This is a genomic window from Pseudomonas sp. AP19 (assembly GCF_001728855.1).
Taxonomy (GTDB): Bacteria; Pseudomonadota; Gammaproteobacteria; order Pseudomonadales; family Pseudomonadaceae; genus Aquipseudomonas; species Aquipseudomonas fluorescens.
Genome location: NZ_LXJP01000024.1, coordinates 66,075 through 80,245, shown reverse-complemented (window position 1 = coordinate 80,245; position 14,171 = coordinate 66,075). Strand labels below are relative to the sequence as shown.

The following is a 14,171-nucleotide window of genomic DNA, read 5'->3' as shown; positions in this document are numbered from 1 at the left end:
CCATCAGGTCACCACTTGGTACTGGAAGCGATCGGAACGGCTGGTGGACTGCGCCAGCTCCACCGGGCGGCCGTCGCGATCGCGGGAAAGGGTGAATACCGTCAGCGCCGGCAAATGCCGGGGCATCATCAGCAGCGCGGCTTCGTCGCGGTTGGGCAAGCGCGCGCCGATCAGGCTGTGGGTGCGGGTCAACGGCAGGTCGCGCTCGCGCAGGTAATGGCGCAGGGAGCCGCCGTTGTAGTCCGCCAGCAACGGCGCACGGCTGGCGCAGTAGCGGTGGCGGATCAGGCTGACCGGCTGGTGATTGAGCTTGCGCAAGGTTTGCAGCTCGATCATCGGTGCCATCTCGGCGATGCCCAGTTGCTGCGCCTCTTCGCGGCTGGCGAAGCAGTAGCGGCGCTTGAGCAGCAGCGCTTCCACGCCCACGCCCTGGGCCGACAGCGATTGGCTGTAGGAGGTCTCGGCGCCCATCGGGTAAATCAGCGGGCGGTCGAGCACTTGGGTGCCCTTGCCCTGGCGGCGCAACAGGCTGCCTTCGAACACCAGCTCATCGATGGCCCGGCGCAGGGTGTGGCGGTTCACGCCAAAGCGTTCGGCCAGCTGCACCTCGCCCGGCAGGAAGTCGCCGGCCTGATAGCTGCTCAGTTCGCGGCGCAGGATATCGGCGAGTTCGCGGTACACCGGCTCATCTTGTCTAGACAACTGCATGCTTAAAAAAAAGCGCCCTGGGGCACCCCTCCGTAGTCAGATGAACTGCTTGCGCAGGCGTTGGGACAGCACGTCGATACAGCTCACCACCACGATGATCACCAGCAGCACCGCGCAGGTCTGCACGAACTGGAAGGCGCGGATGTTCTCCCACAGGATCACGCCGATGCCGCCGGCACCGACCATCCCCACCACCGTCGCCGAGCGCACGTTGGCTTCGAAACGGTAGAGCGCGTAGGACACCCACAGCGGCATCACTTGGGGGATCACGCCGTAGATCACCTCTTGCAGGGCGCTGGCGCCGGTGGCTCTGACGCCTTCAACCGGGCCCGGGTCGATGGCTTCGACGGCTTCGGCGAACAGCTTGGCGAGCACGCCGGTGGTGCTGATCCACAAGGCCAGAACACCGGCGAAAGGACCGAGGCCCACCGCGACCACGAACAACATCGCGAACACCATTTCGTTGATCGAACGGAAGGCATCCATCACCCGGCGCAGCGGCTGGTGGATCCACCATGGGGTGATGTTGTCGGCGCACAGGATGCCCAGCGGCACCGAGCAGACAATCGCCAGCACCGTGCCCCAGAGGGCGATTTGCACGGTGACGATCATCTCCTTGAGGTAGGAGCGCCATTCGTGGAAGTCCGGCGGGAAGAAGTCGGCGGCGAAGGTCACCATGTTTCCGGAGTCGCGGTACAGCGCCAGCGGGTTCATTTCGGCGCCGTGCCAGGCCCAGGCCAGCAGGATCAGGAACAGGCCCCAGCCGAGGTACTGCGGCCAAGTCCTTTTGCCCACTGCTTCAGCATGCAAGGTAGTCATGGGTCACTCTCAATAAGTGTGTGGGCAAGGCTTATGTGGGAGCGGGCTTGCTCGCGAATGCGGTGACTCAGTCGCCGGATGCGTTGAATGACACACCGTATTCGCGAGCAAGCCCGCTCCCACATGAACCCGATTCCTACAGGGGGTTAGCCGTTGGCTGCGGTCTTCTTGTCCAGCTCGGTGATGCGCTCTTGCAGCTTGGCCAGGTCGGCGTCGATGTCGGCGAGCTTCTTGGCCTTGTCGGCGGCTTCCAGCTTGTCATCGGCGCTGATAGTGGTGCGCTGCTTGAACAGCTCCAGTTGGCGGATCGGCAGCAGTTGGTCGTCGCTGGACTTGAGGAACTTGCCCAGTTGCATGTTCTTCAGCACGGCCTTCTCTTCGTCGGTGTCACCGTAGTTGGCGAAGAAATCGCGGATCTTGGTTTTCTCGCTGTCGCTCAGGGCCTTGCTCCACACCATCGGGTCGGCGGGGATCAGCGGCGACTTCCAGATCACCTTGAGCAGGGCGGCCTTGTCGGGCTGGGTGACTTCCAGGCGGTCCCAGCTTTCGGTGTTGAAGGTGGCGACGTCCAACTGCCCCTTGGCCACGCTCAATGCGTTGACTTCATGGCTGGAGTTGAGGGTGCGCTTGAAGGCAGTGGCGGCATCAACGTGGTTCTTGGCGAACACGTAGTAGCCCGGTACCAGGTAGCCCGAGGTGGAGTTCGGGTCACCGTTGCCGAAGGTCAGGTTCTTGGCGTTCTTGAGCATGTCATCGACGTTGTTGATCGGGCTGTCCTTGCGCACGATCAGCACGCTCCAGTAACCGGCGGCACCGTTGGCGGCAGCGGTCTGGGCGAAGATTTCGCCGTTGGAACGGTCCACCGCTTCCATCGCGGCCTTGTTGCCCAGCCAGGCCACGTCGACCTTGTTGAAGCGCATGCCCTGGATCAGGCCGGCGTAGTCGGAGGCGAAGGTGGCGTTGATGGTGAGGCCGGTCTTCTTGTGCATGTCATCCAGAAAGGGCTGCCAGATGCTCTTGAGGTTCTGCGAAGACTCGGTGGACATGATGCCGAAATTGATCGCCTTGTCGGCGGCCTGGGCATTGCCCATGGCCACGCTGGCGAGCAGCACGGCAGACAGAAACACATGACCGATACGGTTCAACATGGAGAGGATTCCTGTGGGTCGTTATTGGGGTTTCAAGCGCGAGCCAGGGCCAACCGTGCGGGGACGACGGTGGTGCGGGTCTGGTCGGAAAACATCAGGCTGGTGTCGACATCGGCACCGTACAAATCATTGAGGAACTGGCTGCTCAGCTCGCTGGCGTGGCCATCGAAGTGAATTCGGCCGCCCTTGAGCGCCACGGCTCGCGGGCAATAACGCATGGCGTAATCGACTTGGTGCAGGGTGACCACCACGGTCTTGCCGTCGCGACCGTTGATGTCGGCGAGGATCTCCATGACCTTGCGCGCCGACTCCGGGTCCAGCGAAGCGATGGGTTCATCGGCGAGGATCACTTCGGCGCGCTGGGTCAGGGCCCGGGCGATGGCCACGCGTTGCTGCTGGCCGCCGGACAAGGTGGAAGCACGTTGCGCGGCCAGGTCCGCCAGGCCGACGCGGGCCAGGGACTCCATGGCGAACTGTTTTTCCTCGGCATTGAACAGGCCGAGGTTGCCACGCCAGCGCGGCATGCGGCCCAGGCAACCGAGCAGCACGTTGTCGAGCACGCTCAGGCGGTTGACCAGGTTGAACTGCTGGAAGATGTAGCCGATGTCGGAGCGCAGGCGCCGCACCTTGCTGTTCAACCGGCCGCTGGCCTGCACTTCCCGGCCGAGCACCTTGACGCTGCCGCCATTATTCTTGTCGCAACAGGCCAGGCCCGCCAGGTGGCGCAGCAAGGTCGACTTGCCGGAGCCGGAAGCGCCAATCAGCGCGACCATCTCACCGGTGGCAACGGTAAGTTCGAGGTCGACCAATGCGGATTTCTTCGCAAAGGTCTTGTTCAGATGATCGACATGGATAGCTGGAGTCATGGGCTTCTCTGTCTGGTTGAACAGCCGTCCGTGGCTGCGTTTGAGTACAAACGACAGTAGGCGCGGGCTGTGTCAGCCCTATGACTTGCACATGACTGGAGTAAAACCGTTTGATGAAGGTTTGATGAAAGATTGGAAGTAGCTGTAGGACTTTGATCGTTCCCACGCTCTGCGTGGGAATGCCGCCTCGGACGCTCTGCGTCCCGAATCAGGCGAAGCTTTGCGCAACGGTGACGCAGAGCGTCACGGGATGCATTCCCACGCGGAGCGTGGGAACGATCGGTAACGACGTATAGCTCCCTCTTTTTAGCTGCCCTCTTGTTAGGACCTGCCCTACACATCTTTCAGGTTGCGTCCGAGCAACCTCGCCGCTAACCTTCGCGGGTCGCTGCAAAATCAGCGAACGGGTGTGGTAGCCCGGTTCTTTCATAGATCCCCAAAACGCTTACGGGCGTTTTTTTGTGCGGGCTGCTTTGTGGCGGCTGTGCACGGGAGGCTTCGGCCTGCCGGGTTTCTATGACCGGTCTACCACCCCGTGTACAGTCGCCTCCTTACATCGTGTGGTAGCGAAATGGAGGTGCTCATTCATAGGAGCTTCACCATGAAAAAAGTCACACCCAATCCCCCGCCATCCACCTCGGATGACACCCCACAAACCCCACCCAACCTCATCTTCACCGTCCGCCCCGGCCTCAGTACCGAAGTTGCCTTGAGCAATGCCAGCGAGATGCTGGAATCGGCGACGGTGTGTGCCTACGACTGTGCTGAGCATTTGGACGGCTCAAGCCGCAAACAGGTGCTGGCGGTGGTGCAGATGGTTGAGATTGCGCAGTTGTTGGTGGATCAAGCGCTGAATCGCGAGTGCCCCGTGGCCTGATGGCTGAGGCGATCTAGTGTGGGAGCTGGCTTGCCTGCGATGGCGGTGGGTCAGTTGGCAGATGGGTAGCTGATACACCGCTATCGCAGGCAAGCCAGCTCCCACAGTGGATTGCATTTCAAGTTGAGTAATAAAAAAGGCGACCTTTCAAAGGTCGCCTTTTGTTATTGCGCGTATTGCTTGCTCAGCCCCGGCGGCACGCCGTGCACGTCGGTGTCTTCCCATGGCCCGTTCGGGCTGATGGAGCGGCTCCAGCCGTTGCTCCAACGGTAGTAGGTGCGCTGGCGGTAGAAGGTGTCGGGCTGCTCGTCCAGCACATACACCTGCATCTTGCCGTCCCAGTGGCTGGCGGCGCCCGGCGGCGGGGCGAAGGTTGGCGACTTGCTCGGCAGCGGTTTCGGCGCTGGGGTTACCGGGCCGGAAGGCTTGGTGCTGGGTTGAGTCGACGGGCCCGACGGCGGGATGGTCGGGCCGGTGGGCGCGGGAGGTGGCCGGTGGACCGCACAAGCGCTCAGGCCGAGTACCAGGCTGAGCAGGGTGATGCGTGCAAGAGCGGTCATAGGCGTTTCCTCGATTTACTGGTCCGGACGGTCGATGGTCAGCTTCTGCAAGGCAGTGGTGCGGCTGGCCAAGGGTTGGCTGCGGCCGATCCATTCGCCAGTGGTCGGTTGACCGGCCCGGGATATGCGCGCAACCAGTTGGACTTCGGGGAAGTTCGACAGTTTCAACTGCGGCATCATCGCGTCAGCATCGCCCAGTTCGACCGTGACCGGCAGTTCGGCAACAGTGACGCGCTTGGCGGCCAGCGGCGCCGGCGGACCGTTTACGGCACGGGCGAAGATGAACACGCTATCGGTTGGCAAGGCGTTGGCCTTCACCTCGGCAGACAGGTCCACACGCACGGTCATCACGGTTTTTTGCGCGACGGTGCCGCCGCTTTCCTTGAGCTTCTCGGCCGCACGGTCGATGCCACCTTGCAGGGCAACACGTGAATTATCTTCAGGTGGCAATTGCGCCAGCAGACGATTCCAATAGTCGATTGCTTCTTGGTAGCGCTGACCTTCAAAAGCGGCAATGCCAAGCAAACCAAGGCTGGTCACTTCTTTCGGGTCCAGCTTCAACGCCTCGTCGGTCAACGCCTGAACCTTGGGCGACCATTGCTTGTTGTCGGCAAAGTACTGCGCCTGAGCCCACTGACCGAGCAGCTCCGGCTGGCGACCGGCCAACGCCACGGTGCGTTCGAAGACTTTCGCCGCATCAGCCGAACGGTCCTGGGCCATGTAGGCGCGACCGAGGAAGTACAAGCCTTCCGGCGAGTCCGGCTGGGCAGCGGCGGCACGCTCCAGGCGCTGGGTCATGTCTTGCATGGACACCGGCGGCTGGGAGAATTCGCGAGTCAGTTCGACCTTGTCGCTTGCCCCGTAATGCAGGTACAGCGCAACGCCGAGCACCGGGACGAGAAACGCCGCCAACAACGGCAGCGGTTTGCCCAGGCGCGATTCGCGGGGCTTTTCCACGCCTTCGGTGTCAGCCAGCAGCTCGCGGGCCGCTTCGGCGCGGCCGGTGTCGAGTTGCGCGGCATTCAGCACGCCTTCGTCCTGCTGCACTTGCAGCTCGGCCACGCGTTCTTGATAAAGCGCCACGTTCAGCGCGGTGCGATCCTCTTCACGCTGGGCACGGCGACCGCGCAATACAGGGATCAACAGGAAACTCAGGGCAATCAGGAGCAGCAACCCTGCTGCGAGCCAAAAATCAATCATCAGTCTTGGTGTCCAGCAATTGGTCGAGGCGTTTGCGTTCGTCCGGGGAGAGCGCATCGGAACCATCAGTCGGCGCAGCGCGGCGACGGCGCACGATCACGGCCATCACCACCACACCGGCCAGCAACAGCCCGGCGGGGCCGAACCAGAGCAGCGCGGTCTTGCCGGTGAGGGCCGGTTTGTAGCGCACGAAATCACCGTAGCGGTCGACCATGAAGTCGATGATCTGCTGATTGTCCTTGCCCTCCCCCAGCATGCGGAAGATCTCTTTGCGCAAGTCGGCGGCGATCGGGGCGTTGGAGTCGGCGATGTCCTGGTTCTGGCACTTGGGGCAGCGCAGTTCCTTGGTCAGTTCGCGAAACCGCTCGCGGTCTCCGTCCTTGGCGAATTCGTAGGTGTCGATGGCGGCGTGAGCCACGCCGGCCAATCCCAACGCCAGCACCGCAGCGGCTAACAGACGCTTCATGGCTTGGCCTCATCGACCAGCGCCTGGTACTTGGCGGCCAGTTGCTCACGCCAGACCACTTCGTCGATCACGCCGACGTATTTGTCGCGGATCACGCCCTTGGCATCAATGAAGAAGGTTTCCGGGGCGCCGTATACGCCAAGGTTCAAACCGAGGTTGCCGTCTTCATCGCGGATATCCAGCTGATACGGGTTGTGGAACTCCGCGAGCCATTTCAAGGCCGCCGCATTGTCGTCCTTGTAGTTGATGCCGTAGATCAGCACGCCCTTCTCGGCCAGTTTGTTCAGCACCGGGTGTTCGACGCGGCACGAGATGCACCAGGTCGCCCACACGTTGACCAGCGCCGGTTTGCCCAGCAGGTCGGCCTGGGTCAGGGTCTTGTCGCCCTGCACGGTCTTCAGGCTGAACGCCGGGAAAGGCTTGCCGATCATCGCCGAAGGCAACTCGGCCGGGTCCAGGTACAACCCGCGATACAGGAACACCGCCATCACCAGAAAGGCCGCCAGCGGTAACACCATCAACCAACGCTTCATGCCGCCGCTCCTTGCAGGCCGAGAGCTTCGCGCACACGGCTTTTTACTTTGACGCGATAACGCCGGTCCAGCGCGGCCAGCAACCCGCCGAAACCGGTGAGCAAGCCGCCGAACCAGATCCAGCGCACAAACGGTTTGACGTGCACGCGCACCGCCCACGCGCCGTCGCCCAGCGGCTCACCCAATGCCACGTAGAGGTCGCGGGTGAAACCGGCGTCGATCCCGGCTTCGGTCATCATCGAGCTTTGCACGGTGTACAGACGTTTTTCCGGATGCAACACGGCCACTTCCTGGCCGTTGCGCACCACACGGACGGTGCCTTTGTCGGACGTAAAGTTCGGGCCTTCAAAGTGCTTGGCGCCGTCGAAGATAAAGTGGTAACCGGCCAGGTCCATCGACTCACCCGGCGCCAGGCGCAGGTCGCGCTCGGCGCTGTTCTGGCTGGAGAGCACCACGCCGAGGGCGCACACGGCGATGCCGAGGTGGGCGATTTGCATGCCCCAGTAGCTGCGGGTCAAGGTTGGCAGGCCTTTGATCAGGCCCTTGTGGCGGGTCTTGTCGACAATATCGCGCACGCCGGCCAGCAACACCCAGGCGGCGAGCAGGAAGGTGGCGAGCACCGCCCAGTTGAAGTCGCCGTAAGCGATCCCGGCGATCACCGCCAGGGCCACACTGCCCAACAGCACCGGCATCAGCATGCCGGCCAGCCATTTCACCGGGGTGTCTTTCCAGCGCACCAGCACGCCGACCGCCATCACCACCATCAACAGGCCCATCAACGGAATAAACAGCGCGTTGAAGTACGGCGGGCCAACGGACAGCTTGGCGCCGCTCAAGGCATCCAGCACCAGTGGGTAAAGGGTGCCGAGCAGGATCATCGACGCGGCGACGACCAGCACCAGGTTGTTACCGAGCAGCAGGGTTTCCCGCGACCACAGGTTGAAACCGACCTGGCTCTTGACCACCGGTGCACGCAGGGCGAACAGGGTGAGCGAGCCGCCGACCACAAACAGCAGGAAGATCAGGATGAATACGCCACGCTCAGGGTCGGACGCAAACGCATGCACCGACGTCAGCACACCCGAACGCACCAGGAAGGTGCCGAGCAGGCTGAGGGAAAATGCCGCAATGGCCAGCAACACGGTCCAGCTCTTGAACACGCCGCGCTTTTCGGTGACGGCCAGCGAGTGGATCAGTGCCGTACCGACCAGCCATGGCATGAACGAGGCGTTTTCCACCGGGTCCCAGAACCACCAGCCGCCCCAACCGAGTTCGTAGTAAGCCCACCATGAACCCAAGGTGATACCAATGCCCAGAAAGGCCCAGGCGACGATGGTCCACGGCCGCGACCAGCGCGCCCAGGCGGCATCGAGGCGCCCGCCGAGCAAGGCGGCGATGGCGAAGGCGAAGGCCACCGAGAAACCGACGTAACCCATGTAGAGCATCGGCGGGTGCACGATCAGGCCGATGTCCTGCAGCAGCGGGTTGAGGTCATGCCCGTCTGCCGGGATCTGCGGCAGGATGCGGCTGAACGGGTTGGAGGTCATGATCAGGAACAGCAGAAAGCCGATGCTGATCATGCCCATCACCGCCAGCACCCGCGCCAGCATGACTTGCGGCAATTGGCGCGAGAACACCGACACGGCGAAGGTCCAGCCGCCGAGGATCAAGGCCCACAGCAGCAACGAGCCTTCGTGGGCACCCCACACGGCGCTGAACTTGTAGTACCACGGCAGCGCACTATTGGAGTTATTAGCCACATAGGCGACGGAAAAATCATCGGTCATAAAGGCGTAGGTCAGGCAACCGAACGCGAACACCAGGAACGCAAACTGACCCCAGGCGGCCGGCTGGGCAAGGCTCATCCACAGGCGGTCGCCGCGCCAGGCACCGAGCAACGGCACCACGGCCTGGACGATGGCGAAGCACAGGGCGAGGATCATCGCCAACTGGCCCAGCTCCGGAATAAACAGTGCGGACGTCATGGCTTAGCCCTCCTTGGCAGGCTGTGAAGGGGCGCCTGGGGCGGATTGGCCGCTGTCCTTGAGGGCTTTGGTGACCTCGGGCGGCATGTATTTCTCATCGTGCTTGGCCAGCACCTCATCGGCAACCACGACGCCGTCGGCATTGAGTTTGCCCAGGGCAACGATGCCCTGGCCTTCGCGGAACAAGTCCGGAAGGATGCCGCGATAAGTGATCGTCACCGCTTTGTTGAAGTCGGTGACCACAAAGGTCACGTCGAGAGAATCGCCGGAACGCTTCAGCGAGCCCTTCTCCACCATGCCGCCGGCGCGGATGCGCGTGTCCAGCGGGGCGTCGCCATTGGCGATCTGGGTGGGGGTGTAGAACAGGTTGATGTTCTCCCGCAGGGCACTCATCGCCAGGCCCACGGCAACACTCACGCCGACCAGGATGGCCAGGATGATCAACAGACGCTTTCTACGCAGCGGATTCACTTTTCGGTCTCCCGGCGCAAACGACGCGCCTCTTGTTGCAGGTAACGCTTGCGGGCCAGGATCGGCGCGGCGACGTTGAGGGCCAGCACTGCCAGGCAGATGCCATAGGCCGTCCAGACATACAGGCCATGATGGCCCATGGCGAGAAAATCACTGAAAGAAGCAAAACTCATCCACGCGCTCCCAGGCAGCTTTGCACTTCGGCCTTGACCCAACTGGCGCGGGCTTCACGCTTGAGCACCTCGAGGCGCATGCGCATCAGCAGCACCGCGCCGAAGAAGCAGTAGAACCCGAGCACCATCAGCAGCAGCGGCGCCCACATTTCCACCGGCATTGCCGGTTTTTCGGTGAGGGTGAAGGTGGCGCCCTGGTGCAGGGTGTTCCACCACTCCACCGAGTACTTGATGATCGGGATATTGATGACGCCGACGATGGCGAGCACCGCGCAGGCCTTGGCAGCGCTGTCGCGGTTACTGATGGCGTTGCCCAAGGCAATCAGGCCGAAGTACAGGAACAGCAGGATCAGCATGGAGGTCAGGCGCGCGTCCCACACCCACCACGAACCCCAGGTCGGTTTGCCCCAGATTGCGCCGGTGACCAGCGCCACGGCGGTCATCCACGCGCCGATGGGCGCTGCGCATTGCAGCGCCACGTCGGCCAGCTTCATCTTCCACACCAGGCCGACGACGCCGCACACGGCCAGCATCACATAGCAGGATTGGGCCAGCATCGCGGCGGGCACATGGATATAGATGATGCGAAAGCTGTTGCCTTGCTGGTAATCCGGCGGCGCGAAGGCCAGGCCCCACACCAGGCCGATGCCGATCAGCAACAGGGCTGCGATGCTCAACCACGGCAGCAGCTTGCCGCTGATGCCGTAAAACCATTTGGGCGAGCCGAGCTTGTGAAACCAGGTCCAGTTCATTGCTGTTTCCGTCACGGTTGTTTCTCGTCGTTGCGAGAAACTCAGGGTCTTTACTGGTTAATAACGCTTAACCAGACCTCATTATTCGCCGACGCTGATCTTCAGGCCAGCCGCTATAGCAAAGGGTGTCAGGGTTACCGCCAGGGCGGTCAGGCTGCCAAGCCACAGGAGGTAACCGGTCGCCGGCATGCCCATGAGCGCGGCTTGCAAAGCACCGCTACCCAGGATCAATACCGGGATATACAAAGGCAGAATCAGCAGGGCCAGCAACAGGCCACCCCGCTTCAAACCGACGGTCAACGCTGCGCCCACCGCCCCCAACAGGCTGAGCACCGGCGTACCGAGCAACAGGGAAAACAGCAGCACCGGCAGGCATTCGACGGGCAAACCCAGCATCATCGCCAGCAGCGGCGAGAGCAAGACTAGCGCCAAGCCGGAAAAAACCCAGTGTGCCAGTACTTTTGCCAGTACCAGAAGGGGCAAGGGGTGCGACGAAAGGACCCACTGTTCCAGGGAACCGTCTTCGAAATCACTGCGAAACAGCCCGTCCAGCGAGAGCAGGACGGATAAAAGTGCCGCGACCCACACCAGCCCTGGGGACAAGGTTTGCAACAGTTTAGTCTCAGGGCCGACCGCCAACGGGAACAACGCGATGACAATAGCGAAGAACACCAGCGGATTAGCCAATTCAGCCGGGCGGCGACACAGCAAGCGTGCTTCACGGGCAACCAACAGGGCAAACACACTCATACCGACCACCGGCCCAAATCCAGCTCACGGTAACCGGCAGGCATGAGCGCCAGGCTGTGGTGAGTCGTGAGGACCACCAACCCGCCCTGCTCGCAGTGTCGAGCCAGGTGTGCTTCGAGTTGCGCCACGCCCTGTTTGTCGAGGGCGGTGAACGGTTCGTCGAGAATCCACAGCGGCGGGCCGGGCAGATACAAACGGGCCAGGGCCACGCGGCGTTGCTGGCCGGCCGACAACGTATGGCACGGCACGTCTTCAAAACCCTTGAGCCCCACAGCGGCCAGGGCTTGCCAAATGGCATCGCGGCAAGCGGGATGATGCAGGGCACTGAGCCAACTGAGGTTTTCTTCGGGCGTCAGCACGTCCTTGATCCCGGCGGCGTGGCCGATCCAGATAAGGTTGCGGGCGAGTTCGGTGCGTTGTTCGTTGAGCGGCTGGCCGTTGAGGCGAACCTCACCTGCCGTCGGCTGCATCAACCCGGCCAGCAGGCGCAGCAAACTGGTCTTGCCGCTGCCGTTCGGCCCGCTGATTTGCACCATGTCGCCGCCCGTCAGACGCAGTTCGAGGTGTTCGAACAGCATCCGCAGGTCGCGTTCACAGGCAAGCGCTACGGCTTCAAGAAGAGGGCTGGTCAAGAGATCGCGGGCCTTTACGGTTCAAGTCGGCGGTGCAGCGGCCGTTATAGAGAGATGCACAATAACGGCTTTGGCGACCGATTTTAGAGAGCTGGATCAAATAGTTGTGAGGTTTTTACCGCTCTCTTTGCAGACGGGCGGCATTATACATGTGATGCCCTACTCTAAAGAGGGCAATTTCCCCAGAGACGACGCGCACGATGACCGGTGAGATCAACCTTCCTACGCTGCCTCCTGCCCCGGCCACCGGGCCAGCCCCGTTGCCCCCGACCGGTGAGTTGCTCAAACTGCTGGAACCGCAGACCGGCTTGATCGACCCTGGGAAAACCGCAAACGCCGAGGTGATTGCGCTTAAACAAGGCGGCGACGCGTTTCAACTGTTGCTCAAGTTGACCCTCGAAGGCGGCCGCCAGACCCTGGTGCAAGCCAGCAGCGCGCAACCATTGCCGCTGGGCAGCAACGTGGCGGTGAGCCAGACGCCGACAGGCAACCTGACCATTACCTTGCAGCAAGCCTTGAGTGCCAATGTGGCCGCCCTCACCCGTATCGACACCACGCAAATGCCGGAGGGCACGCTACTGCAGGCCAAAGTGCTGACCACCCAGATGCTGCCACAGGGCGCGACGCAACCGGCGATCTATCGCTCGCTGGTGACGGTGCTCAATAACGCCCTCGCCGGAACGACGCTGACCCTGGAAAGCCCACAGCCACTGCGGGTCGGCAGCTTGCTCAGCGCCGTGGTGCAGAATGCGCAAACCTTGAATTTCGTGCCGTTAAGCGGGCTTAAGGATCAATTGGCCGTCGCGCAACAACTCTCGACCCAGCAAAGTCGCCAGGGTTCGCTGGACGTGGTGTTTACTGCCTTGCAAAACTTGCCCGCTGATGACAGCACCTCCAGCGACCTGCGCGCCGCCGCCGCGCGTTTGCTGGCGGCCCTGCCAGACCTGGCACAGGTCAGCAATCCCAAGGTCCTGGCGCAATTGGTACAGAACAGCGGCGCGTTTCTTGAAGCCAAGCTGCTGGTCGGGCAAAACCCGCAAATCCCCCCGCTGGACATGAAAGGCGCCCTGCTGCGCCTGGTCGCCGACCTGGTGCCGGCCCTGCCCACCGGCACCCACCTCAACGCCATCCTCGCCGCCAATACCTTGGCCCAGGTGCTGCCGAACTTTGTGCGCAACCCGCTGAGTACGCTCGGCCAGATCAGCGCCCGGCAAGCACCTGCAGGGTTTCCGCTGCCGGATCGGTTGATGCAGCGCCTGGAGGGCGAAGGCGACCTGGAAAACCTGCTGCGCCTGGCCGCCGGGGCGATTTCACGCTTGCAGAGCCACCAGCTGTCGAGCCTGGAGCAGACCGGCACCACGGCCGATGGTCGACTGCAGACCACCTGGCAGCTGGAAATCCCCATGCGCACCTTGCAGGACATCGTGCCCTTGCAGGTCAAGTTCCAACGCGAAGAACCCACGCCAGACAAGGACCAGCCCGAACGCAAAGACAAAAAAGACCCCAAGCAGATGCTCTGGCGCGTCGAGCTGGCGTTCGACATGGAGCCGCTGGGGCCGCTGCAGGTTCAGGCGCAACTGACACAGGGCAAACTGTCCAGCCAGTTGTGGGCGACTCGGCCCTATACGGCGAGTTTGATTGAAAGCCATTTAGGCAGCCTACGCGAGCGCCTGGTGACCTCGGGTCTGAACGTCGGCGACCTGGATTGCCACCTCGGCACCCCGCCACGCGGGCCACGCACCGGACTGGAGCAACGCTGGGTGGATGAAACCGCATGAAAAACCCAACCCCACCACGCCAGGCGATTGCCCTCAAGTACGACGGCCAGCAAGCGCCGACCCTGACAGCCAAGGGCGACGATGCCCTGGCCGAAGCCATTTTGAAGTTGGCGCGGGAGAATGAAGTGCCGATCTATGAGAACGCCGAGCTGGTGAAGCTGCTGGCGCGCATGGAATTGGGCGACAGTATCCCGGAGGAGTTGTACCGCACGGTGGCGGAGATCATTGCGTTTGCCTGGACACTCAAAGGCAAGTTCCCGGTCGGGTATGACCCGAATGCCGAACCGGTGGAGCGGGATGTGACAGAGCGTGGCGACGACTACTGAAAAGTCTCAGAGATACATAATCCAAAATGTGGGTGCTGGCTTGCCTGCGATAGCGGTACACCTGTTCCAGATAAGCAAGCTGACACATCGCCATCGCAGGCAAGCCAGCTCCCACATTTAGCTCTCT

At 62.3% G+C, this 14,171-nt stretch carries 17 protein-coding genes; 3 read left to right on the top strand and 14 right to left on the bottom strand.

The window, feature by feature from the left end:
- Positions 1-3: 3 nt before the first annotated feature.
- The 4 genes from phnF to phnC form a co-directional block, all read right to left on the bottom strand.
- The gene (phnF, locus tag A7D21_RS17855) at positions 4-708 is read right to left on the bottom strand and encodes a phosphonate metabolism transcriptional regulator PhnF (RefSeq protein WP_073636930.1); all 705 of its coding nucleotides are present in this window, start codon (positions 706-708) and stop codon (positions 4-6) included.
- Positions 709-744: 36 nt separating this feature from the next.
- A complete protein-coding gene (gene phnE / locus A7D21_RS17850) occupies positions 745-1,527 on the bottom strand; it encodes a phosphonate ABC transporter, permease protein PhnE (RefSeq protein WP_069552270.1) in 783 nt (260 codons plus the stop codon).
- A 146-nt stretch (positions 1,528-1,673) separates the two neighbouring features.
- On the bottom strand, positions 1,674-2,675 hold the full coding sequence (gene phnD / locus A7D21_RS17845; RefSeq protein WP_069552269.1) for a phosphonate ABC transporter substrate-binding protein: 1,002 nt from the start codon (positions 2,673-2,675) through the stop codon (positions 1,674-1,676).
- Positions 2,676-2,707: 32 nt separating this feature from the next.
- Complete coding sequence (phnC, locus tag A7D21_RS17840; RefSeq protein WP_069552268.1) at positions 2,708-3,541, bottom strand: phosphonate ABC transporter ATP-binding protein; 834 nt, start codon at positions 3,539-3,541, stop codon at positions 2,708-2,710.
- 601 nt (positions 3,542-4,142) lie between these two features.
- Between phnC and A7D21_RS17835 the strand changes: the two genes are divergently transcribed.
- Positions 4,143-4,418: a DUF6124 family protein gene (locus A7D21_RS17835; RefSeq protein WP_017136205.1), complete on the top strand. Its 276-nt coding sequence runs from the start codon at positions 4,143-4,145 to the stop codon at positions 4,416-4,418.
- Between the two features lie 164 nt (positions 4,419-4,582).
- Here the strand turns inward: A7D21_RS17835 and A7D21_RS17830 are convergent, their stop codons facing one another.
- The 10 genes from A7D21_RS17830 to ccmA form a co-directional block, all read right to left on the bottom strand.
- On the bottom strand, positions 4,583-4,978 hold the full coding sequence (locus tag A7D21_RS17830; protein WP_069552267.1) for a hypothetical protein: 396 nt from the start codon (positions 4,976-4,978) through the stop codon (positions 4,583-4,585).
- 15 nt (positions 4,979-4,993) lie between these two features.
- On the bottom strand, positions 4,994-6,178 hold the full coding sequence (gene ccmI / locus A7D21_RS17825) for a c-type cytochrome biogenesis protein CcmI (RefSeq protein ID WP_069552266.1): 1,185 nt from the start codon (positions 6,176-6,178) through the stop codon (positions 4,994-4,996).
- Positions 6,171-6,644, bottom strand: coding sequence for a cytochrome c-type biogenesis protein (locus A7D21_RS17820; protein ID WP_053255191.1), 474 nt, complete (start codon positions 6,642-6,644; stop codon positions 6,171-6,173). Before A7D21_RS17820 ends, ccmI begins: the two co-directional genes overlap by 8 nt.
- Positions 6,641-7,177, bottom strand: coding sequence for a DsbE family thiol:disulfide interchange protein (locus A7D21_RS17815; protein WP_053255190.1), 537 nt, complete (start codon positions 7,175-7,177; stop codon positions 6,641-6,643). The genes A7D21_RS17820 and A7D21_RS17815 overlap by 4 nt, the downstream gene beginning before the upstream one ends.
- Positions 7,174-9,162, bottom strand: a complete 1,989-nt coding sequence (locus tag A7D21_RS17810; RefSeq protein WP_053255189.1) for a heme lyase CcmF/NrfE family subunit — start codon at positions 9,160-9,162, stop codon at positions 7,174-7,176. The genes A7D21_RS17815 and A7D21_RS17810 overlap by 4 nt, the downstream gene beginning before the upstream one ends.
- A gap of 3 nt (positions 9,163-9,165) precedes the next feature.
- Positions 9,166-9,633, bottom strand: coding sequence for a cytochrome c maturation protein CcmE (gene ccmE, locus A7D21_RS17805; RefSeq protein ID WP_069552265.1), 468 nt, complete (start codon positions 9,631-9,633; stop codon positions 9,166-9,168).
- The gene (ccmD, locus tag A7D21_RS17800; protein WP_003172771.1) at positions 9,630-9,806 is read right to left on the bottom strand and encodes a heme exporter protein CcmD; all 177 of its coding nucleotides are present in this window, start codon (positions 9,804-9,806) and stop codon (positions 9,630-9,632) included. Before ccmD ends, ccmE begins: the two co-directional genes overlap by 4 nt.
- The gene (locus tag A7D21_RS17795) at positions 9,803-10,558 is read right to left on the bottom strand and encodes a heme ABC transporter permease (RefSeq protein ID WP_053255187.1); all 756 of its coding nucleotides are present in this window, start codon (positions 10,556-10,558) and stop codon (positions 9,803-9,805) included. The genes ccmD and A7D21_RS17795 overlap by 4 nt, the downstream gene beginning before the upstream one ends.
- A gap of 81 nt (positions 10,559-10,639) precedes the next feature.
- Complete coding sequence (ccmB, locus tag A7D21_RS17790; RefSeq protein ID WP_053255186.1) at positions 10,640-11,308, bottom strand: heme exporter protein CcmB; 669 nt, start codon at positions 11,306-11,308, stop codon at positions 10,640-10,642.
- Positions 11,305-11,940: a cytochrome c biogenesis heme-transporting ATPase CcmA gene (gene ccmA / locus A7D21_RS17785; protein WP_069552264.1), complete on the bottom strand. Its 636-nt coding sequence runs from the start codon at positions 11,938-11,940 to the stop codon at positions 11,305-11,307. The genes ccmB and ccmA overlap by 4 nt, the downstream gene beginning before the upstream one ends.
- Before the next feature lie 200 nt (positions 11,941-12,140).
- On the opposite strand from ccmA, the gene A7D21_RS17780 reads away from it, so the two are divergent.
- The gene (locus A7D21_RS17780; RefSeq protein ID WP_053255184.1) at positions 12,141-13,718 is read left to right on the top strand and encodes a flagellar hook-length control protein FliK; all 1,578 of its coding nucleotides are present in this window, start codon (positions 12,141-12,143) and stop codon (positions 13,716-13,718) included.
- Positions 13,715-14,044, top strand: coding sequence for an EscU/YscU/HrcU family type III secretion system export apparatus switch protein (locus tag A7D21_RS17775; protein WP_053255183.1), 330 nt, complete (start codon positions 13,715-13,717; stop codon positions 14,042-14,044). Before A7D21_RS17780 ends, A7D21_RS17775 begins: the two co-directional genes overlap by 4 nt.
- Positions 14,045-14,171: the final 127 nt, after the last annotated feature.